The 19,966-nt window shown below is 69.8% G+C and carries 23 protein-coding genes; 17 read left to right on the forward strand and 6 right to left on the reverse strand.

Translation table 11 applies throughout. The features are described from left to right. Positions 1-22: 22 nt before the first annotated feature. The 5 genes from ACIO52_RS20445 (at position 23) to ACIO52_RS20465 (ending at position 2,858) form a co-directional block, all read left to right on the forward strand. Positions 23-802: a SigB/SigF/SigG family RNA polymerase sigma factor gene (locus ACIO52_RS20445; protein ID WP_316574960.1), complete on the forward strand. Its 780-nt coding sequence runs from the start codon at positions 23-25 to the stop codon at positions 800-802. 131 nt (positions 803-933) lie between these two features. After that, a complete protein-coding gene (locus ACIO52_RS20450; RefSeq protein ID WP_316574961.1) occupies positions 934-1,404 on the forward strand; it encodes an STAS domain-containing protein in 471 nt (156 codons plus the stop codon). Next, positions 1,401-1,583: a hypothetical protein gene (locus ACIO52_RS20455; RefSeq protein ID WP_218718058.1), complete on the forward strand. Its 183-nt coding sequence runs from the start codon at positions 1,401-1,403 to the stop codon at positions 1,581-1,583. The genes ACIO52_RS20450 and ACIO52_RS20455 overlap by 4 nt, the downstream gene beginning before the upstream one ends. A 67-nt stretch (positions 1,584-1,650) precedes the next feature. Continuing rightward, complete coding sequence (locus ACIO52_RS20460) at positions 1,651-2,322, forward strand: PAS and ANTAR domain-containing protein (RefSeq protein ID WP_218718059.1); 672 nt, start codon at positions 1,651-1,653, stop codon at positions 2,320-2,322. 173 nt (positions 2,323-2,495) lie between these two features. After that, positions 2,496-2,858, forward strand: a complete 363-nt coding sequence (locus tag ACIO52_RS20465) for an STAS domain-containing protein (protein ID WP_402645848.1) — start codon at positions 2,496-2,498, stop codon at positions 2,856-2,858. Here the strand turns inward: ACIO52_RS20465 and ACIO52_RS20470 are convergent. From ACIO52_RS20470 to ACIO52_RS20490, 5 genes are all read right to left on the reverse strand, one after another. Beyond that, complete coding sequence (locus ACIO52_RS20470; protein ID WP_218718061.1) at positions 2,855-3,316, reverse strand: response regulator; 462 nt, start codon at positions 3,314-3,316, stop codon at positions 2,855-2,857. The genes ACIO52_RS20465 and ACIO52_RS20470 overlap by 4 nt on opposite strands. Further along, a complete protein-coding gene (locus ACIO52_RS20475) occupies positions 3,313-4,926 on the reverse strand; it encodes a CHASE3 domain-containing protein (RefSeq protein WP_402645938.1) in 1,614 nt (537 codons plus the stop codon). The genes ACIO52_RS20470 and ACIO52_RS20475 overlap by 4 nt, the downstream gene beginning before the upstream one ends. A 26-nt stretch (positions 4,927-4,952) precedes the next feature. After that, entirely contained in the window at positions 4,953-6,167 is a 1,215-nt protein-coding gene (locus ACIO52_RS20480; protein WP_402645940.1) for a PP2C family protein-serine/threonine phosphatase, read from the reverse strand. 319 nt (positions 6,168-6,486) lie between these two features. Beyond that, positions 6,487-7,953: an FAD-dependent oxidoreductase gene (locus tag ACIO52_RS20485; RefSeq protein WP_402645850.1), complete on the reverse strand. Its 1,467-nt coding sequence runs from the start codon at positions 7,951-7,953 to the stop codon at positions 6,487-6,489. 59 nt (positions 7,954-8,012) lie between these two features. Continuing rightward, complete coding sequence (locus ACIO52_RS20490; RefSeq protein WP_316574965.1) at positions 8,013-9,098, reverse strand: mechanosensitive ion channel domain-containing protein; 1,086 nt, start codon at positions 9,096-9,098, stop codon at positions 8,013-8,015. Between the two features lie 160 nt (positions 9,099-9,258). On the opposite strand from ACIO52_RS20490, the gene ACIO52_RS20495 reads away from it, so the two are divergent. From ACIO52_RS20495 to ACIO52_RS20550, 12 genes are all read left to right on the forward strand, one after another. Next, positions 9,259-9,669, forward strand: coding sequence for a hypothetical protein (locus tag ACIO52_RS20495; RefSeq protein ID WP_316574966.1), 411 nt, complete (start codon positions 9,259-9,261; stop codon positions 9,667-9,669). A 141-nt stretch (positions 9,670-9,810) separates the two neighbouring features. After that, entirely contained in the window at positions 9,811-10,278 is a 468-nt protein-coding gene (locus ACIO52_RS20500) for an SRPBCC family protein (RefSeq protein ID WP_218718065.1), read from the forward strand. A gap of 263 nt (positions 10,279-10,541) precedes the next feature. Beyond that, the gene (locus ACIO52_RS20505; protein ID WP_316574967.1) at positions 10,542-10,910 is read left to right on the forward strand and encodes a VOC family protein; all 369 of its coding nucleotides are present in this window, start codon (positions 10,542-10,544) and stop codon (positions 10,908-10,910) included. 91 nt (positions 10,911-11,001) lie between these two features. Beyond that, positions 11,002-11,388 carry a hypothetical protein gene (locus ACIO52_RS20510; RefSeq protein ID WP_218718067.1) on the forward strand — a complete coding sequence of 129 codons (387 nt, stop codon included), beginning with the start codon at positions 11,002-11,004 and terminating at the stop codon, positions 11,386-11,388. Between the two features lie 140 nt (positions 11,389-11,528). Next, complete coding sequence (locus tag ACIO52_RS20515; protein WP_316574969.1) at positions 11,529-12,899, forward strand: MFS transporter; 1,371 nt, start codon at positions 11,529-11,531, stop codon at positions 12,897-12,899. Positions 12,900-12,945: 46 nt separating this feature from the next. Next, a complete protein-coding gene (locus tag ACIO52_RS20520) occupies positions 12,946-13,605 on the forward strand; it encodes a response regulator transcription factor (RefSeq protein ID WP_218718069.1) in 660 nt (219 codons plus the stop codon). A gap of 16 nt (positions 13,606-13,621) precedes the next feature. After that, positions 13,622-15,061, forward strand: coding sequence for a HAMP domain-containing sensor histidine kinase (locus ACIO52_RS20525; protein WP_218718070.1), 1,440 nt, complete (start codon positions 13,622-13,624; stop codon positions 15,059-15,061). Beyond that, positions 15,058-15,978: a TAXI family TRAP transporter solute-binding subunit gene (locus ACIO52_RS20530; RefSeq protein WP_316574970.1), complete on the forward strand. Its 921-nt coding sequence runs from the start codon at positions 15,058-15,060 to the stop codon at positions 15,976-15,978. Before ACIO52_RS20525 ends, ACIO52_RS20530 begins: the two co-directional genes overlap by 4 nt. 310 nt (positions 15,979-16,288) lie before the next feature. Further along, positions 16,289-16,813, forward strand: a complete 525-nt coding sequence (locus tag ACIO52_RS20535) for an OmpA family protein (protein ID WP_316574971.1) — start codon at positions 16,289-16,291, stop codon at positions 16,811-16,813. Between the two features lie 166 nt (positions 16,814-16,979). Continuing rightward, positions 16,980-17,876 (forward strand): NAD(P)H-binding protein, encoded by an 897-nt coding sequence (locus tag ACIO52_RS20540; protein ID WP_402645856.1) that lies wholly within the window; start codon positions 16,980-16,982, stop codon positions 17,874-17,876. Then, a complete protein-coding gene (locus tag ACIO52_RS20545; protein ID WP_402645859.1) occupies positions 17,873-18,532 on the forward strand; it encodes a CPBP family intramembrane glutamic endopeptidase in 660 nt (219 codons plus the stop codon). Before ACIO52_RS20540 ends, ACIO52_RS20545 begins: the two co-directional genes overlap by 4 nt. 70 nt (positions 18,533-18,602) lie before the next feature. Beyond that, the gene (locus tag ACIO52_RS20550; RefSeq protein ID WP_218718075.1) at positions 18,603-19,037 is read left to right on the forward strand and encodes a VOC family protein; all 435 of its coding nucleotides are present in this window, start codon (positions 18,603-18,605) and stop codon (positions 19,035-19,037) included. Between the two features lie 13 nt (positions 19,038-19,050). Here the strand turns inward: ACIO52_RS20550 and ACIO52_RS20555 are convergent, their stop codons facing one another. Further along, entirely contained in the window at positions 19,051-19,938 is an 888-nt protein-coding gene (locus tag ACIO52_RS20555; RefSeq protein WP_402645863.1) for an aminoglycoside phosphotransferase family protein, read from the reverse strand. Between the last annotated feature and the right edge of the window lie 28 nt (positions 19,939-19,966).

Genomic DNA, 19,966 nt, shown 5'->3' on the forward strand with positions numbered 1-19,966 from the left:
TTGAAGGCCAGGAGCTGACCCGATGAGCCAGACCGTCACCTACGACAAGCCAGAACCGCTGTTCGTCCAGTTGTCGCTGACCGACCCACGTTCAGCCGAGCACGAAGCGCTGCGGGATCGGATCATCGATACCTGCCTGCCGTTGGCCGAGAACATCGCCCGCCGGTTCGCCGGTCGCGGCGAGACCTTCGAGGACCTGCTGCAGACCGCGCGGGTCGGGTTGGTGATCGCGGTCGATCGCTACGACGTCACCCACGGCGCGCCGTTCCTCGGCTTCGCGGTTCCGACGGTGATGGGCGAGGTCCGGCGGCATTTCCGCGACCGCACCTGGGCGCTGCACGTGCCGCGCCGCGACAAGGAGCTCTACGGGCGGCTCCGGCCCGCCACCGAGAAGCTCACCCGTGAGCTCGACCGGTCCCCCACCGCCTACGAGCTGGCCGACGAACTGGGCGTCGACATCACCGATGTCACCCGAGCGATGACCGCCTCCGAGGCCCACCACACCCGCAGTCTCGATCTCCCGGTGCCCGACGCCGACGGCGGCCCCGGCATGTCCATCGCCGACAGCATCGGTGACGAGGACCCGTTCTACGCGCTCACCGAGGACGCGCTCACGGTGGGACCGCTGCTGGCGCAGCTGTCGGACGAGGACAGGCAGCTGCTGTCGTGGCGCTACTACGACTCGCTGACCCAGTCCGACATCGCCGAACGAGTCGGCCTGTCGCAGATGAGCGTCTCGCGCAAACTCACCAGGATCCTGACTCGACTGCGTGCCCAGGCAGGCGATATCGAGGCGGCCTGACCGGCCCATATCGCCTGTTGGGCGACCCGCCAGCGGAATGTGTGGTGCAATGGGAGGTCCTCCCGACCTTCAACATGCAGGGTGTGGGCGGGCGGCCGTAGGCCGCTGGTGCCGACGAATCGAGCACACCGATGTCTCTGCCCTTCCCCGACCGGCGCCGCGACGGCCCGTTCCCGACCGCCGTCGACAGCCCTTTTCCGGCTTTCCTCGATGAGCCTCGCGATGCCTGCCTACGGCTGAGCGCCGAGTTCGAGCATCGCGGCCGATCGACGCGATTGCGAGCGCGCGGCGAGGTCGACGCCTTCACGATGCCGCGCTGGCGGCGAATGCTCGACCACGGCGCCGACACGGTGGTCCCGGGCGGGCAGTTCGTCGTCGACCTGCGCGGACTGGGTTTCGTCTCGTGCCGGGGCTTCGGGGAACTGGTGCGGACCGCGACCCGGTGTCGCGCGCACGGATCCTCCTTGTTCGTGGTCGAGGACGGTGGGTGGTCGCGGCGCGTCCTCGAGGTGGTCGACCCGGCCGGCGAGCTGGTGACCTATCCGCACCAGGTCCACCACCCGGTGGGGGCGGAGCCGGTCGCCACGGAGGAACCGGCATGACCCAGCGCGAGCGCGGCCGGACGACACCGCCCGACCCGGACGACAACGAGGTCGCCGGCGAAACCATCAGCTGGCCCGAACCGAGCCCATTGCAGTCCTGGTGGGAGTCGATCATGGACCACCTCGACGCCCCCGACGACACCGCGCGCAGAGGACCGGGCCGATTCCGCACGGCGTGACGGCGCGGGCCCGCCGGACCCGGCCGAGCGGGCGGCCGACGATCCCGACGACGGTAGTGTCATGGTGATGTCATCCGATTTTCCCGGTGTGGACGACGCGGTCGACGAGGCACATGCCCCGTCGGCGGTCGGCGCGTTCACGTTCTGGTTCACCACGCAGCGCTGGGAGTGGTCGGCCGAGGTCTACCGCATGCACGGCTACACTCCGGGCCAGGTCGAACCCACCACCGAGCTGCTGCTGTCGCACAAGCATCCCGACGACCGTGACGTCGTCGCCGACCTCATCGCCCGGACCATCGAGCGCGGCGAGCCGTTCTCGAGCAGGCACCGCTTCCTCGATACCGGCGGCCGGACGCACACGGCGATGGTCGTCGCCGACCGCATCCTCGACGACGACGACGTGCCCGTCGGCACCACCGGCTACTACCTGGACCTGACCGAGACGGTCGACGCCGCGACTAAAGCCGCGGTGAACGCCGCGATCTCGAGCGCGGTGGAATCGCGCGCGGTCATCGAGCAGGCCAAGGGCGTGCTCATGCACATGTACGGGATCAGCGCCGAGCAGGCGTTCAAGGTCCTGGTCTGGCGTTCGCAGGAGACCAACACCAAGTTGCGTGACATCGCCACCTGTGTGATCTCGGACCTGAAATCGGTGCCGCGACCGGCGCCACAGGTCGTGAGCGCCTTCGACCATCTGCTGCTGACCTGCCACGAACGGACCGGACGATGCGACACCTGATCCGGTCGAGCCGCCCGTCGCCCGCGGCGGCCGAATACGGCGCGTGGGCGGCGTTTACCGCCGAGCGGATAGGGTAGGTTGCCTACGCGAGAATCGGCTCGCAGGACTCGTCGACCCGGCGAAGCCAGAGGCAAGGGGTACACAGTGGCCAAGCGCAACCAGGGAGACTTCCGGTGACCGTCGAAGACAGATTCCGTGAGCTCGATGTCCAGAGCCGCGCGCAGGACGGATTCGAAATCCTCAGTGTCCGCGGTGAAGTGGACATGGCATCGGCTCCCCAGCTGCAAGCCGCGCTGGAGCAGGCGCGGCAGCGCGGGAAGACCCTCGTCGTGGACATGACCCAGGTCGGGTTCCTCGGCTCGGCGGGGCTCAGCGCACTGCTGATCGTGTCCAAGTCCGCACCCGACCAGCTGCGTGTCGTCGCCTCCCGCGAGGTGGCCCGGCCGATCGAGCTGACCGGGCTGGACAAGCTGCTCGCCGTCTACGACACCCTCGCGTCGGCGATCGCCGACGAACCGCGCAGCTCCGCGGGCTAGGTCCGTACACGCGGCTCCCGCACGCGCGGGAGCCGCACGACCTGCACGAAGAATTCGTCGATCTGCCGGATGGCGGCGATGAACTGATCGAGATCCACCGGCTTGGTGACATAGGCGTTCGCGTGCAGTTTGTAGCTGCGCAGAATGTCTTCCTCGGCCGCGGAGGTGGTGAGCACGACCACCGGGATGTGCGAGAGCTCCGGGTCGGCCTTGATCTTCTCCAGCACCTGCCTGCCGTCGTACTTGGGCAGATTCAGATCGAGCAGAATCAGATCCGGTCGCGGAGCCTCGGCGTAGGCGCCACCACGGTAGAGGAAGTCCAGCGCTTCCTCACCGTCGCGGACCACGTGCAAGGTGTTGCCGATCTTGTTGTCCTCGAACGCTTCCCGTGTCATCAACTCGTCGCCGGGATCGTCCTCGACGAGCAGGATGTCGATCGGCTGGCCGGGATCGGTCATGCGGAGACCTCTTTCTCGATGGGCGGTGCGGTCAGGGCGGGCGCGTCGGCCCGGAGGGTGAAACACAGCCGGGTGCCGTCGCGGTAGTCGGTGTCGATCCAGATCCGGCCGCCGTGGAACTCCACGATCTTCTTGCACACGGCCAGGCCGATACCCGTCCCGCCGTACGCGTCGCGCGGATGCAGGCGCTGGAAGATCACGAAGACCTTCTCGACGAACTCGGGGGCGACGCCGATTCCGTTGTCCGACACCGAGAACTGCCATTCCTGGGGGTCGTCGGCCGCCGGCTCGTAGGAGACGCGGACCACCGGCGTGAGGCCGGCGGTGCGGAATTTGACAGCGTTGCCGATGAGGTTCTGCCACAACATGATCAGCAATGTCGGTTCGCCGACGAGCCGGGGCAACGCCGCCGGGCGCTCGATCACGGCGCCGGATTCCTCGATGATGGCCGACAACGCCGACAGCGCCTCGTCCAGCGTCGCGTCGAGCTCGACCGGCTCGGTGCCCTCCGACACCCGGCCGACCCGGGAGAAGGTGAGCAGGTCGTTGATCAGGATTTGCATGCGCTTGGCGCCGTCGACCGCGAAATCGATGTACTGCTTACCGCGCTCGTCGAGCTGATCGCCGTAGCGCTTGTCGAGCAGCTGGCAGAACGAGGCCACCTTGCGCAGCGGTTCCTGCAGGTCGTGGGAGGCGACGTACGCGAACTGCTCGAGTTCGGCATTGGAGCGGCGCAGTTCCTCGGCCTGGACCCCGAGGTCCTGCTTCTGCTGCTGCAGAGTCGCCTCCTGGACCCGCGAGGAGTCGAGTTCGGCGACGATGTGGTGCCGCATGTTCTCCACCGCCTCGCAGACCAGCGCGATGTCGGACGGTCCGACCGCCTCGATCCGCGAACCGAAGTCCCCCGCCGCCACCCGGCGCGAGGAATCGGTGAGATAGCCCAGCGGCCGCACGACCAGTCGCCGCACCAGCACGACGAGCAGCACGCCGGTCAGGACGAACACCGCGACCACCGCCGACAACACGACATCACGCTGGGTACGCGCGGCGTCCAGCTCGGCGTTGTCGACGGCGACGGCGGCCAGCAGGTTGTCGGTCTGGGTGACGAAGCGAGCGCGCAGTCCGTCGAAGAGGGTCTTGCCGCGCACCGCCGTCGCGGTGTCGATCCCCCGCGTACCCGCGGCGACCGCCGCGGCGAGGGGGTCGGTGTAATCGGTACGCCACCGATCCGCCGCGGCCTCCACCACATCGAGGTCGGCGAGCAGTTCCGGACGCCCGGCGAGCAGCTCGCGCAGGCGCGTCGCGGCGGCCGTCTCCTCCCGCCTGCCCACGTCGTAGGGCTCGAGGAACTGCGGGTCACCGGTGACCGCGTAGCCGCGGATACCGGTCTCCTGGTTCACCAGGGCGCCCTGCAAGCGGTAGACCTCGGCGGTGGCAGGCACGGTCTGCTCCAGCAGGCGATCGGTGACCCGGGTCGTGTTCGCGATGATCTGCGCGCCCACCGCCGCACCGGCGATCACCACCAAGATCATCAGGGCCAGCACCAGCTGGAACCACGCCTGCGCGGTCAGGGTGGAATCGATACGGGGACGCCCGCTGGTTCGCGGCATGGCCAGGCCTGCTCTCTCGTCGGTCGTCACGGCAGGGTCCGCCGCATCGTTGCACGCCACCGCACGTACAGGATGGCCACATCGTCGTCCAAACCGCCTGCCGCCGAGGACAAGTCCTCCACGCGCGCGATCACCGCGTCGACGAAGGCCTCGGGCTGCTCGCCGCGCAGGGCGTGAGCCAACTCCAGCAGGCCGGTCTCGCCGAGCCGCTCGCTCCCGTCGCCGACACGTCCCTCGAACAGTCCGTCGGTGAACAGCATCAGCCCCGCGTCCGCCGACAGCGCGACTTCCTGCGCGGGCCACTGCGCGACGCCCGGGACGAAGCCCAGCGCCGGTCCGCCCGGCACCTCCACCCAGTGCAGGCCGGCCGCGCTGTGCCGGAGCATGCCGGGGTGTCCGGCCCGGCGCACGAGCACGGTCTCGGTCGCGGGATCGAGCACCAGGCTGGTCGCGGTCGCGAAGGTCTGCTGATCGGCGCGCTCGGCGAGCAACACCTCCTCGAGCAGGCCCAGTTGCCGGGCGCCGGTCACCCCGCTGAGCACGAGCGTGCGCCAGGCCAGCCGCAACGCCACCCCGGTGGCGGCGGCGTCGGGACCGTGGCCGGAGACGTCACCGATGATCGCGTGCACGATCCCGTCGGGAGCCTGGACGACGTCGTAGAAGTCGCCGCCGAGCAACGAGTGATCGCGACCGGGCCGGTAGCGCGACACCACATCGACCGCCCGGTCGATGCCGAGCAGCGGGGTGGGCAGCAGGCCACGTTCGAGCCGGGAGTTCTCCTGGGCCCGCATCTGGCTGGCCTGGAGCGCGGCGCTGGTGCGTTCGGCCTGTTTACGCTGAATGGCGTAGCGCACGGCCCGCCCGAACAGTTCCGGGTCGACCCGGCCCTTCACCAAATAGTCCTGCGCGCCGGAGGCCAGCGCGTCCAGTCCGGTGTGTTCCTGGTCGAGACCGGTCATCACCACCACGGGGACGTGGTCGTTGTGGCCCCTGATCCGGGCCAGTGCCTCGAGCCCGTGCGCGTCGGGCAGATGGAGGTCGAGCAGCACGCAGTCCGGGACATCGGTGCGCAGCCGGTCACCGACCTCGGCGAGGGTGCGGACCCAGTCCAGGCGGGGCCGCGGGGAGAGGTCGGCGACCATCTCCTCCACCAGCAGCGCGTCACCGGGATCGTCCTCGACGAGCAGCAGCGAGACCGGCCGTCGCGGCTGCAACGTGGCCTCCAAGGCCAGCGAATCCATGCTCACCGCGCGACTTCTTCCGGACAGCACAAAATCACGGTGTGCACGCAGCCTCCGATCCCGAGCGCCAGAGCGCAAACTCACTCTGCCGGCCGGTTTCTGGACCGAGAGGGTGCAGTGATGTTATCCGATCCGGCGGGCGGGGATGACCTCGTATGGTTCGGACGCGCGCTACGGGGTATCGCGGGCGCGCACAGAGAAGAATGTCACCTGCACGCCGGGGCGTGGTGGATCGCGTTGCCCACCGCCGCGGCCGAGCCGACGATGCCGATCTCACCGATTCCCTCGGTGGCGCTGCGTGTCGCGGTGCGTGCGCGCCTCAGCGTGACGAAAGTGGCTGTGTCGCGGGTCCTTCCAGCACGGAACCGTCCGGGGCGAAGCGGGATCCGTGGAGCGGGCAATCCCAGGTCCGCTCCGCGTCGTTCCACTCCACGATGCCCCGCAGATGCGGGCAGACCGCGGAGACCGCCGTGGTCTCACCGTCGACCGTGGACACCGCGGTCGGGTGCAGCCCCCGGCGTTCGACCCGGCCGCAACCCTCCCGGGGAACGGGGCCCGCGACGGTCCCGAACAGGTTCAGCCACCCGGTCGACAGGTACCGCGCCACGGCGAGATTGGCCTGCACGCCGGCGGGCAGCGCCGTCACCTCGCCCGGCCGCCAGGCATCGTAGACACCGGCCCAGCGCGGCGATCGTCCGGTGAGCCGCCCCGCCGAGACCAGCGCCGCCGCGACGCCGTTGGTCATGCCCCATTTCGCGAAGCCGGTCGCCACGGACACCTCGTTCATCCCGGGCAGCAGCGGCCCGACATAGGGCAATTCGCCGATCGGGTGGTAATCCTGGGCCGACCAGCGATCGAGCAACCGCGCACCCGGGAACCACCGGTTCACCCAGTCGAGCAGTTCCTCGGCGTGACCGGCCTCGGACCCGGCACGCCCCACCTCGTGGCCGCTGCCACCGACGAGCAGCACTCCGCCGGTCTCCGTCGGATACCGTCGCAGCGACCTGGTCGGTCCCCCGGCGCTGAGATACATCTGCTCGGGTACCGGCCCTGTCAGCTCGAACGCCGCCGCGTAGGACCGCTCGGCGACCAGCCGCGCGAAGTAGCCGCCCCGATCGAAAATCGGGGTGCCGGTCGCGACGACGACGTGCGCCGCCGAGACCTCCGCCTGACCCGTGCCGATCACCACCCCACCGCGACGACGGCGCAACCGCCGCGCCCGCGTCGACTCGAACACCGGCACGCCGTGCGCCTCGACGTCGGCCGCCAGCGCGGCGAGGACCGCGACCGGATCGACCTGTGCCTGCTCCCGCAGGCGCACCGCGCCGTGCGCGGGGAACGGCACCTCGAGGTCGTCGACCAGCTCGGTCGGCAGGCCGGCCGCGCGGGTCGCTTCGTACTCGGCGCGCACCGCGTCACGCTCCTCGGTGTTCTGCGCGTAGGTGAGCGCGGGAACCCGCTGTACGGCGATGTCGTGGGTGGCGCAGAACTCCAGCAACCAGTCGAAGCCCGCCCGATTCGCGGCGAGGTACCGCTCCAGCACGGCGGTCCCGTGCCGATGCGCGATCGTTTGTGCCCTGGTCCCCTGCAGCAGCGAGATCTTCGCGGTCGACGCGCCGGTGGTGCCCGCACCGACCTGCCTGGCTTCGAGCACGGCCACCTCCCGGCCGCTCTCGGCGAGCAGCAGCGCGGTGGTGAGGCCGACGATGCCGGCGCCGAGGACGACCGTGTCGACTTCGAGATCACCGGCCAGCGGCAATCGGGTGGGCAGAACTGCATCGGTCAACCAGAACGACGTCATGTTCGGGGCATACCCACGCCTGCCGAACGAAACGGCCACGGCCGTCAGCGCACGCGCACTTCCGGCCGTTCGGGCTCCTCCGCCGCCGCACCGTCACCGGCGGAGATGATCGAGGCGGGGATCTTGGGCAGGGCGTTCGGGTGGCGCCTGCCGAGCCAGTCCAGCAGTTCCTCCCGCACCGCGCACCGCAGCGTCCACGCGTCGTCGGCGTTCGAGGTCGACATCGCCGCCCGCACCACGATGTTCGTCGGCGTGCTGTCGGTGACCAGCAGATTCCAGCTGCGCCCGTCCCACTCCGGGCAGCCACGCAGGTAGTCGTGCAGGTGCTCCCGCAGCAGCGGCACCGGGGTGCTGTGGTCCAGGTGCAGCAGCACCGTGCCGGTGACCTCGGGCCCGCCTCGCGACCAGTTCTCGTACGGCTTGCTGTTGAAGTAGGAGACCGGCATGGTCAGCCTGCGGTCGTCCCAGATCCGCACCGTCAGGAAGGCCAGGGTGATCTCCTCCACGGTCCCCCATTCACCTTCCACCACCACGGTGTCACCGATCTTCACCGAGTCACCGAAGGCGATCTGCAATCCCGCCATGAGATTGCTCAGCGTCGACTGCGCCGCGACGCCCGCGATGATGCCGATGACCCCGGCCGAGGCCAGCAGCGACGTACCCAGCGTGCGCAGGCTCGGGAACAGCAACAGGATGGCCACTGCCGCGGTCGTCACCACCAGGATCGACGTGACGACCCGGCGCACGAGCCCCAGTTGCGTGCGCAACTGCCGCACCCGCGAGATCTCGCTGGTGCGCGCGGCGTAGCGGCGCAACAGATTCTCCGCGACGGCGTCGGCGACCCGGACCACCAGCCACGTCACGGCCAGGATCGCCGCGGCGGCAAGGATATTGCCGATCACGGCGTCGTGGCGCGAGTCCAGCTCCGCCAAGGGATAGGCGGCGCGCAGGACCACCACGCCGAGCAACACCTGCAGCGGTAGCCGGGTGCGGCGCAGCAGCAGCGGCAGATGGGTGCCGGGCCGGCGACGCGCGCTGTAGCGCAGCAGCCGGTCGATCACCAGCCCCGCCGACACCGTGATCGCCACCGTCACCACGACGACGATCATCGGCCGAACAATGTCCTCCACGAGATCGAACTCCTCTCGATGTCAACGCGATCTGCCGCCCGCATACCCATTCCCCCGCACGGCCGACATGACGATCCCGTTGCCCGAACTGATTGGCGGCGGCGATCGCGGGCATGCGACTCGATGACACAGCTGCCGAGCTGTCGATCGGAGGAAGTCCATGACCCGCCATCGCCGCACCGACCACCGCCCGATCAGCGTCGGAGTGCTCACCGCCCTGGCCGCGGCGAGCCTGCTGGGGTGCGCCACCACGACCGAACCCCGCGGCCCCGGGCAGGATCCCGGCCCCACCGAGGCGCCGATGATCGGGGCGGAGGCGAGCACCCAGTTGTGTGACGCCCTGCGCGCCGATGTCGGGAACTGGCAGTCCGAGGGCACCGCCGTGGCCCGCACGAGCTTCAACGGTGCCGTGCACAACTGGGCGTTGCGCAACGGCGCGATCAACATCTCGCTGGCCCGCCACCGCGAGGTCCTCGACACGGTGACCCTCGAGCAGTGCCCGGACGTGCGCGATCAGGTGATCGACACGCTCGACGTCCCCGACCTCGCCTCCGGTCTCGCCGGATTCTGACCGAGTTCCCCACTCCTGTTTGCCCTTTCGGACCCAGGGTATGGCCCGCACTGTACGAGTCGACGAGCCTGCGACGGCTCGTCGGCAGTGACCGAAGCCGGTCCGTGGCGGTGACGCCGACGAACCGGGGAAGGAGTACCTGTGAGCACGGTAGCCGCGACTGTCGATGTCGATGTCCCGATCCGCACCGCCTACAACCAGTGGACACAGTTCGAGACATTCCCGTATTTCATGGAGGGCGTCGAGCAGGTCAGCCAGCTCGACGACCGGCACACCCACTGGCGCATCCACGTCGGTCCGTCGACGCGCGAATTCGACGCCACCATCACCGAACAGCACCCCGACGAACGCGTCGCGTGGAAATCCGACAGCGGACCCGACCACGCCGGGGTCATCACCTTCCATCGCCTCGACGACACCCACACCCGGATCACCGCGCAGATGGAGGTCGACCCGGAGGGCTTCGTCGAAACCGCCGCCGACAAACTCGGTGTGCTGAAGCATCGCGTGAACGGTGATATGAAGCGCTTCAAGCAGTTCATCGAGAGCGAGGGCCGCGAAACCGGGGCCTGGCGGGGCGACATCCCGCGTCCCGACGCCGGGATCTGAGTCGGCGCCGAACTCCCTCGTCCGAACAACGAACGCCCCGTACTCGTTTCGAGTACGGGGCGTTCCGGCGGCGGGCGGTCACGCCGAAGTGAAGCGCTGCTTTTCGAATCCTCCCGCGCCGACGTTGTCCGGCGCGGCCCTGAGGCATACGCCGAGAGCACGCGAAGCCTGTCAGCGGCCTGCGGCCGAGAGCCGCAGAAGGCTCCGCCGGGCGGTGAGCGCCTTCGACCGATGTGTCGGTGGCGTCGTCTATCGTCGGCGGCGTGTCTGAGACCATCGCCTTCGGTGGCGTAACCATCGACAGCACCGACCCTGCCGAGCTCGCCGCGTTCTGGACGTCGGCCCTCGGTTATTCGGTCCTGGCCGACGCCGGGGACTACATCATGATCGCGCCGCCGGGTGTGGGTTTCGGGGAGGGCCGCTACCTGGCGTTCCAGCTGGTCCCGGAATCGAAAGCGACCAAGAACCGGGTGCACGTCGATTTCCAGACCTCCGCCCGGGAGAGCGAAGTCGATCGGTTGACGGCGCTGGGCGCCACTGTCCTCGGTGAACATTCCCTGCCCGGCTTCGCCTGGACCGTTCTGCAGGACCCCCAGGGCAACGAGTTCTGCGTCGTCTCGGGGACCAGCTGATACCGGGGCTTGTAGCGAAGCCGTCATTTCGCGAGGACACTGTGGCGTAGCGCCCCACTCAGGCAGAGTCGTCCCGCGAGGAGAATATGCGATGGCAAATTTCGGGCCTTTCGATATCGATCCCGAGGAATTCGAACGCGTGCTCCGGGATACCGGCGACGAACTTCGCGACCTGCTCGGCAAAGCCGGTGACTATCTGGGTCGGGTAGATCAGGGCGGGCTCGGCGCGCTGACGTCGCTGTTCGGCCAATTCACGCAACAACCTCGCCCCGCCGCGCCCGAGGGGGCGACGACCGGTGAGACCGGCAGCGGCGTGTGGGCGGCCTACACCATCGACGACGACGGGCAGGCCAGGGTCGACCAGGTCTTTCCGAACGAGCTCGAGGCCCTGCGGGCGCATCGCGACAACACCGACGCACGCCGTCGCGTGCGATTCCTCCCCTATGGAGTTCCGGTGAGCGTGCTGGATATGCCCTGATCCGCGCCTGCGCGGTCCGTCCGGCAGGAATTGCCCTAAGGGAGTGTTAGGAACCGTCCCCACTGCTTCCGCTCGTCCTGTGACAGGCGACACAGTGGTCTCCGACGGCGCAGGGCCGCGCCGATGGAGGAGGGTTCAAGGTGACGACAACACAGGCCGGCGGTGAACGGCGAGTCGTGGCGAACGTGCTGCGTGGCTCGATCGGCAACCTCGTCGAATGGTACGACTGGTACGTCTACGCCGCGTTCAGCGTCTACTTCGCGAAGGCTTTCTTCCCCGACGGGGACCCCACCGCGCAATTGCTCTCCACCGCGGCGGTCTTCGCGGTCGGATTCATCATGCGGCCGATCGGCGGCTGGGCGCTGGGGCGCTACGCCGACCGGTTCGGCCGCCGCGCCGCGCTCACCCTGTCGGTCACGGTGATGGCCGCCGGGTCGCTGATGATCGCGGTGACCCCGGGCTTCGGCACCATCGGCATCGCGGCACCCGTCCTGCTGCTCATGGCCCGGCTGCTGCAGGGTCTCTCGGTCGGCGGCGAGTACGCCACCAGCGCCACCTATCTGTCGGAGGTGGCCTCCCCGGGCCGGCGCGGCTTCTACTCGAGCTTCCAATACGTGACCCTGGTCGCCGGTCAGCTGACCGCCCTCGGCGTCCAGATCATCCTGCAGCAGGTGCTCACCTCCGAGCAGATGCACAGCTGGGGCTGGCGCATCCCGTTCCTGATCGGCGCGGGCGGCGCCATCGTGGTCATGCTGCTGCGCCGCGGCATGGACGAATCCGACTCGTTCAAGGCCGTCGCGGGCTCCGGCGAGACCACGGCGGCGGCGGTCGGCAGTTCGCGCGGATCGCTGCGGGTGCTGCTGCAGTACCCCAGGGAATGCCTGCTGGTGGTGGGCCTGACCATGGGCGGCACCGTCGCGTTCTACACCTACACGACCTACATGCAGAAGTTCATGATCAACACCTCGGGTATCTCCAAGGACACCGTGGCCTGGATCAACTTCGTCGCGCTGCTGGTCTTCGTGGTGCTGCAGCCGATCGCCGGCGGGCTCTCCGACCGGATCGGCCGTCGCAAGCTGCTCATCTTCTTCGGTGTGGCGGGCACACTGTTGACGGTGCCGATCATGTCGGCGCTCGCGCACACCGCCAACCCGTTCGCGGCGTTCGGCCTGATGATGACCGCGCTGGTGATCGTCACCGGCTACACCTCGATCAACTCGATCGTGAAGGCCGAACTGTTCCCCACCAAGATCCGTGCGCTCGGCGTGGGTCTGCCCTACGCGCTCACCGTCGCGGTGTTCGGCGGCACCGCCGAGATGATCGCCCTGGCGTTGAAGAAGGCCGGGATGGAGTCGCTGTACTTCTTCTACGTCGCCGGATGTGTCGCGATCTCGCTGCTCACCTACTACTTCATGCGGGAGACCTCGGCCGAGTCGACCATCGACGCCGAAGCCGCCGTCGAGGCCGACCCGGTCGAGCCGGAGCGGGCGATGGCCACCGTTCGTGGCTGACCGTCCGGCAACCGCGCCGGTCCTGCCCCTGTGGGAGGATCGGCGCGTGCGGCTTGCGGTGGTCGAGGACGACGACGGGGTAGGCGATGCCCTGGTCGAGGCGCTGACCGCGCGCGGCTACCGGGCCGAGCGCCTGCGCCGGGGCGCCGATCTGCTCATCGCCCACCGCGACTACGACGCGGTCCTGCTCGACCTCGGCCTGCCCGACGCCGACGGGCTGCAGGTGCTGCGCCGGCTGCGCGAGGTCAGCGCCGTCCCCGTGCTGATCCTGACCGCCCGCAGCGACGAACGTTCCATCGTGCGCGGCCTGCGTGGCGGCGCGGACGACTACGTGGTCAAACCGCCGCGCATCGCCGAGCTGATGGCGCGGCTCGAGACCGTGCTGCGCCGGGCCGCCGCCGTCGCCCGGCAGGCGAGGACCGAGGTCGTCACCGGGGATGTCCGGGTGGACCTGCGCGCCCGCGTGGTCGAGGTGGCCGGCACCCCGATCCCGCTCACCCAGAAGGAGTTCGAACTGGTCGAGGTGCTGGTGGAACGGCCGGGTGCCGCGGTGAGCAGGCAACAGCTGATGGACCGCATCTGGGGCGACGCCTTCGTCGCGGTCTCGCGCTCGCTCGATGTCCACATGACCGGATTGCGCGCGAAACTGAACCGGCCCGGGCTGATCACCACCATTCGCGGCTACGGATATCGGTGGGGCGAGTGACCTCCCGGGAACGCGCATGCGGCGCCGACTGCTGATCGCGCTCACCGTCTTCGCCGCGCTCGCGGTGCTGGCGTTCGCGGTGCCGTTGTCGCTGACCGCGGCCACCAGCCGAACCCAGCAATTGGTGCTCGGCCGGTCCGGCGACGCCGATCGTTTCGCCACGCTCGCCGACGCGGCCGGGTCGGCGGGCGGGGTGCGGGCACTCGCCGACGAGGTCACCCGCTATCACGAGCTCTACGGGGAGAACGTCCTGGTCGTCGATGCGCGCGGGGCGCCGATCGTCAATGCCGGAGTCGCGGTGGACGATCCGCGGATCCGGGCGGCGGTGGCCGCCGCCCGGCGCAACCAGCGCCCGCAGCAGGTGGACCGGCTGACGCCGTGGAGCGCGCCTGCGATGCTCGTCGCGCGTCCCGTCGGCACCGGCGTACAGGTGAACGGCGCCGTCGTGATCGAGGCGTCGACGGCCGCGGCCCGCTCGGCGATCGCTCGGATGTGGGCGCTGATCGCGGTCGGGGCACTGGGCGCGATGGTCGTGTTCGTGCTGTTGGCGCTCGTCCTGAGCCGCTGGGTGCTGCGCCCGCTGGCCGCCATGTCGAACGCGGTCGCCGAGCTCACCGCGACGCTGCCCAAGCCACGCGGCCGGGCCCCGATCACCCGGCGGTACGGCGGTCCGCCCGAGGTCCGTGCCCTCGCCGAATCCGTTGACGCGATGGCGACGGCCGTCGCCGACTCCGCCGACGCGCAACACCAGCTCGTCGCCGATACCGCCCATGCCATGCGTAATCCGCTCGCCGCCTTGACGATTCGGCTCGACTCGCTGGAATCCGCGGTCCCCGCGAGCGCGGCGGCGACCTTCCGCGGCGCCACCACCGAGGTGGAACGGCTGACCGCGCTCCTCGACGACCTGCTGCAGCTGGCCGTCGCCGAGGCGCCCGCGTCCTTCGGCACCGTGGCCTGCGCCGAGGAACACTGTGATCCGGCCCAGGTCGCCGCCGACCGCGTCGACGCCTGGACCTCGGCGTTCGACGATGCGGGGATCCGGCTGACGGCGACACCCACCGACGACTCCCCCACGGCGACGGTCCGACCTGGCCCCGGCGCCGATCGGGTCGAGGCCGCGATCAGCGCGGCCGCCCTCGCCCAGATCCTCGATGTGGCCCTGAGCAATTCATGCCGCTACGCCGGATCCGGGGCGCACACGATCGTCGGCGTCACGGCCGGTCCGGACGGGGTGACGGTGCGGGTCGCCGATGACGGGCCGGGCGCGGTACCCGACGAGCTCGACCGGCTCACCGCCCGGTTCTTCCGTGGTTCGACAGCCGCCGCCGGCGGGACGGGTCTGGGGTTGTCGATCGCGCAGGCGCTGGCCAAGGCGCGTGGCGGCACGCTGTCCGTCGAGGCGGTGCACCCGCACGGGCTCGCCGTCCTGGTCCGCGTCCCCGCGGTGACCCGATGAGCGGCCCGTCGATCAGCCGTCGCCGGATGCTGGCCCTGGCCGCGCTGGCGTCGGCGAGCGTCGTCGGCTGCGGCACGACCGATCCCGCGACGATACGGCTCGCTTCCGGCGAGGAGGGCGGCTTCTACTACGCCTTCGCCCAGCTGCTGGCCACCGCCGCCGCCGGACATTCCGACGACCTGCGCATCGAGCCGGTGGAAACCGCGGGCTCCCAACAGAATCTGCGGATGGTCGCCACCGGCGAGGTCGACACCGCGCTCGCGCTGGCCGACTCGGCAGACGACTTCGGCGGACGCGTGGTCGCGCTGGGCCGGGTCTACGAGAACTATCTGCAGCTGGCGGTCCGCACCGACGGACCGATCACGCAGGTCGGCGATCTGCGCGGGCGCCGCGTCAACCTCGGCGCCGCAGGGTCCGGAGCCGCGGTCACCGGTGAGCGCGTGCTGAGCGCCGCCGGCCTGGACCCCGCCGAGGTCACCGTCGAACACCGCCCGCTGCGCGAGGCCGCTCAGGCACTGACCGACGGCACCATCGACGCCTTGCTGTGGGCAGGTGGCGTGCCGACCAGCGCGCTCACCGTCCCGGACCCGATGCGGCTGATCGATCTCGGCGCCCTGGCCGCGCCGATGCGGGAGCGGTACGGCCCGGTCTACGACCGCGTCGCCCTCCCCGCCGATGCCTACCCTGGCAGCCCCGCGGTCCATACGATCGGCGTCGCCAACCTCCTGCTCGCCACCGCGACGCTGCCCGACGAGCTCGCCGCCGCCATCGTCGACCTGCTGGTCCGGCACGCGGACTCGCTCGTGCCCGCCGAGGCCGCAGGCGCCCAGTTCCTCGACGGCCGCTTCCTCATCGGCACCGGGACCATCCCCCTGCACCCCGGTGCCGGCGCCGCGTACCGGCGCCGACACGGATGACGCTCGCTGGGTTCACCCGATTCGGGTGAGGCGCGCGCCCTGGCGGCGGCGCACGATGCGCCTATGGGATCAACTCCAGTGCAGGGCCCGGTGCTGTCCTCCGACGCGGCGGGCACGGCGGCGATCTCGACGAGAGGGGACCGACCCGCTTGACCGCACAGCAGTGGTCCGGCGTCCCCGCACGCTCGGGCCGACGACTGTCGGCCGCCACGTCCGGGGCGAGCGGTGCAGCGGCCCCGGATGTTCCCCTGCCGCGCGACGCAGTCGAGCACGACCCACTTTTCCGACATTCACAGACCAGGAGATTCCGGTGAAGCTCACACGCAGCGTCCTTGGGATAGCGTCGATCGCGGCGGTCGTACTGATGACCGCGGCCTGCAACTCCGACGACACGTCGTCGACACCGACGACCACCCCGACCACCCAGGTCGACACCATGCGGAGCAGTATCGCCGCGACGGCGTCCTCGGCGGTGAGTTCGGCACGCGACAGCGTGCAGCAAACAGTGCAGGACGCGATCAACAAGGTCCTGGTCGCTGCCCCGATCACCTTCGACCCGGGCAGTTCCGACCTGGGGACCACGGACACCGTCACGCTCAAAGCCGTGGCGGCCGCCTTGCAGGGCAACGACACCAAGATCGAAGTCTCGACCTACGCCAAGGATTCGAACGTGGCCGATGCCAAGTCTCTGGCCCAAGCGCGCGGTGACAACATCGCGGCCGAACTCGAGGCCGACGGCATCGACAAGTCGCGCATCACGGTGAAGTCCGACGCGAATCCCTCCGATTCGGAGATCAACCCGGATCAGGCCAAGATCACCGTCGTCGGTAGCTGAGACAGGACGTCATCGACGGCACACGTCCACCCGGATCACACGCGAAGCCCGACTCTCGCGGCGAGGATCCGGCGCCGAGACGCCCCGCGCGGGTAGCCTGGCGCCGGTTCCACCGTCGGCGTCGAGACGCCCGGCCGCATGTCCGCCCGCGTGGAGAGGATCCGTTGTGCAGGTACTCGTAGCCGGTTCGACCGGGTTCATCGGGCGGCGCCTCTGCCCGGAACTGCAGGAATCCGGACACACCGTGCGGGCCATGACCAGGCACCCGGAGAGGTATCACGGGGCGGGCACGCCCGTCGGTGCCGACGTCGCCGACCCCGCCTCGCTGCCGGAGGCCATGCAAGATTGCGACAGCGCCTACTATCTGGTGCACTCGCTCGCCGAAGAGGACTTCGAGCGGCGCGACGCGGCGGCGGCCCGGAACTTCGGCCGCGCCGCCGCACAGGCCGGGGTGCAGCGCATCATCTACCTCGGCGGGCTCGGCGACGACACCGATCGTCTCTCGGCGCACCTGCGCAGCCGCAGGCAGGTCGAAACCCTGCTCGGCGAAGCCGGGGTACCCGTCACGACACTGCGCGCCGGGATCATCGTCGGGCACGGCGGCATCTCCTGGGAGATCACCCGGCAGCTGGTCGAGCACCTGCCCGCGATGATCACCCCGCGCTGGGTTCGCACCCGCACCCAGCCGATCGCCGTCGACGACGTGATCCGGTACCTCACCGGTGTGCTCGACGAGCCACGCACCACCGGCCGGACCTATGAGATCGGCGGTCCCGACGTCCTCGCCTACATCGACATGATGCGGCGGGTGGCGCGGATCCAGGGACGGCCGACGCCGATCGTGCCGGTGCCGTTCCTGTCCCCGCGGCTGTCCTCCCGCTGGCTCGCGCTGGTCACCGACGTCGATGTCCCGACCGGCCGGTCGCTGGTCGACTCGATGGTCAACGAGGTCGTCGTGCACGACACCACCATCCGGGACCTGCTGCCGTTCGAGACGATCGGCTACGACGAAGCGGTCCTGCGCGCGCTCGGCGAGCGCGTCCGGATGCGGTACGACGAATGACGGCCCGCTCGTGGTCGCGTGGAGTGCGGCCGAGGCAGGATGGGCAGCGGCCACTGGCGGTCGCGGCCGTGGGTCTGGCAGGCACCGGCCTGCTGGGCGCGTCCCTGGCCGCGCCGCCCGCCAGCAGGCGCTTCTACGGGCTCACCCTCGCCACCGCAACCACACTGACCCTCGGTGGTCTGGTCACCACTCCGGCGCCGATCGAGGACCAGCCCGACCGGCGTGTGCTCGCGCCGGCGACGACCGGCGTCGCGGCGTTCGGGGTGTTCTACGGATGCGCGCTCGTCGCCCGACGAATCCCGTTGCTACGCAGGGCGATCACGAGGCTCCTGCGCTACGCCGACCGGGGCCGGACGCCGGCGGTCCTGCTGACCGCGCTGGCCAACGGCGCCGCCGAGGAAGTGTACTTCCGGGGCGCGGTCTACCACGCGGCCCCGCGTGCGCCCGTCGCCGTCTCCACCGGCGCCTACATCCTCGCCACCACCGCGACGCGTAACCCGGCGCTGGTGCTGGCCGGCGCGGTCATGGGCACACTGTTCGGCATCCAGCGTCAGCACACGGGCGGCATCCAGGCCTCCCTGATCACGCATTTGACCTGGTCCACCCTGATGCTGCACTTCATGCCGCCGCTGTTCCTCGACAACCACCCGTCCTGACGACACCGCGGCGGCACGCGTTGCCGGCGATCGATGGGCACGGCCGACTCCAGTTCCCTAGGATGACCTCATGCCAGTCGCGATGAACAACGTCGGCATCGTCGTCGAAGACCTCACGGCGGCGATCGAGTTCTTCGAAGAACTCGGCCTCGAACTCGAGGGTCGAGCCATGGTGGCGGGCGAGTGGGCCGGGCGCGTGACCGGCCTCGGCGACCAGAGCGTCGAGATCGCCATGATGCGCACACCGGACGGCCACAGCCGACTCGAGCTCTCCCGCTTCCTGGCGCCGCAGGTGATCGCCGCTCCCCAAACCCCGGTCAACACGCTGGGCTACCTTCGCGTCATGTTCACCGTCGACGACATCGACGAGACCCTCACCCGCCTCGGCAAGCACGGCGCGCACCTCGTCAGCAGCGAAGTGGTCCAGTACGAGAACGTCTATCGGCTCTGCTACATCCGTGGCCCCGAAGGCCTGCTCATCGGGCTGGCCGAAGAACTCGGATAAGTACGTCGGGCGGTCAGTCCGCCGCCAGGACCCGTTCCAGGGTCGCGTAGCCCGCCGGTTCCCAGCTCGGTTTGCCACCGGGCAGACCTAGTCTGCCGTTGCGCCCGACCATGATCAGGCCGAGCGCGCGCAGCACTGCCCAGCCCCGAGCTCTCGCGACGGCGGCCGCGTCCGCCCGTGCATAGGCGTTGAAGAACCGGCTCGCCCCGCCTGTCGGCAACAGTATCCAGGCTGCCGACAGATCGGTGGCGGGATCGCCCGCGCACATCTCACCGAAGTCGATCACCCCGGCGAGCGTCCCCGCATCGACGACCACGTTCGCCGGGTGCAGGTCGGCGTGCAGCCACTGCGGCACACTCTGCCACGTCGGGGCATCGACCGCCTTGTCGAAGACTTCCCGTGCGCGCTCGGCGATCGCCGGATCGGCGATGACCTCGAACCAGCGGTCCGAGCCTTCGCGCAGATCGGCCAGCGGGATTCCGCGCGTGGGGTTGTTCGGAGCGCCGGCGGGCGCGTCGCCGTGCAGCACGCGCAGAAATCCTGCCAGGATCTCGGCGGAGTCGAGACTTGTGATGGGCGCGCGATCGGCGGGCTCTCCCTCGACCCATCGCGCGATCGTCCAGGGGTGCGGGAACAAGGACGACGGGTGGCCGACACGCACCGGTGTGGGCGTCGGCAACGGTAGGCGCTCCGCCAGCACAGGCAGCCAGGTCTGCTCGATCCGCAGCAGGGCAGGTGCTCGCTCGGTGCGGGGCAACCGCACCGCCAGTTCCGGTCCGAGGCGCCATTGCCGATTGTCCCAGCCGCCCTCGACATCTCGGAGCTCCAGGTCGGCGAGATCCGGATATTGCTCGCGCAGTAGCGCTTTCACCAAGTCCTGCCCGAACTCGATCGCGGCCATGGCTGAGCATCGTAGCGGCGGTCCATGA

Origin of the sequence: Nocardia sp. NPDC087230, from assembly GCF_044744725.1 — a bacterium.
Taxonomy (GTDB): Bacteria; Actinomycetota; Actinomycetes; order Mycobacteriales; family Mycobacteriaceae; genus Nocardia; species Nocardia canadensis.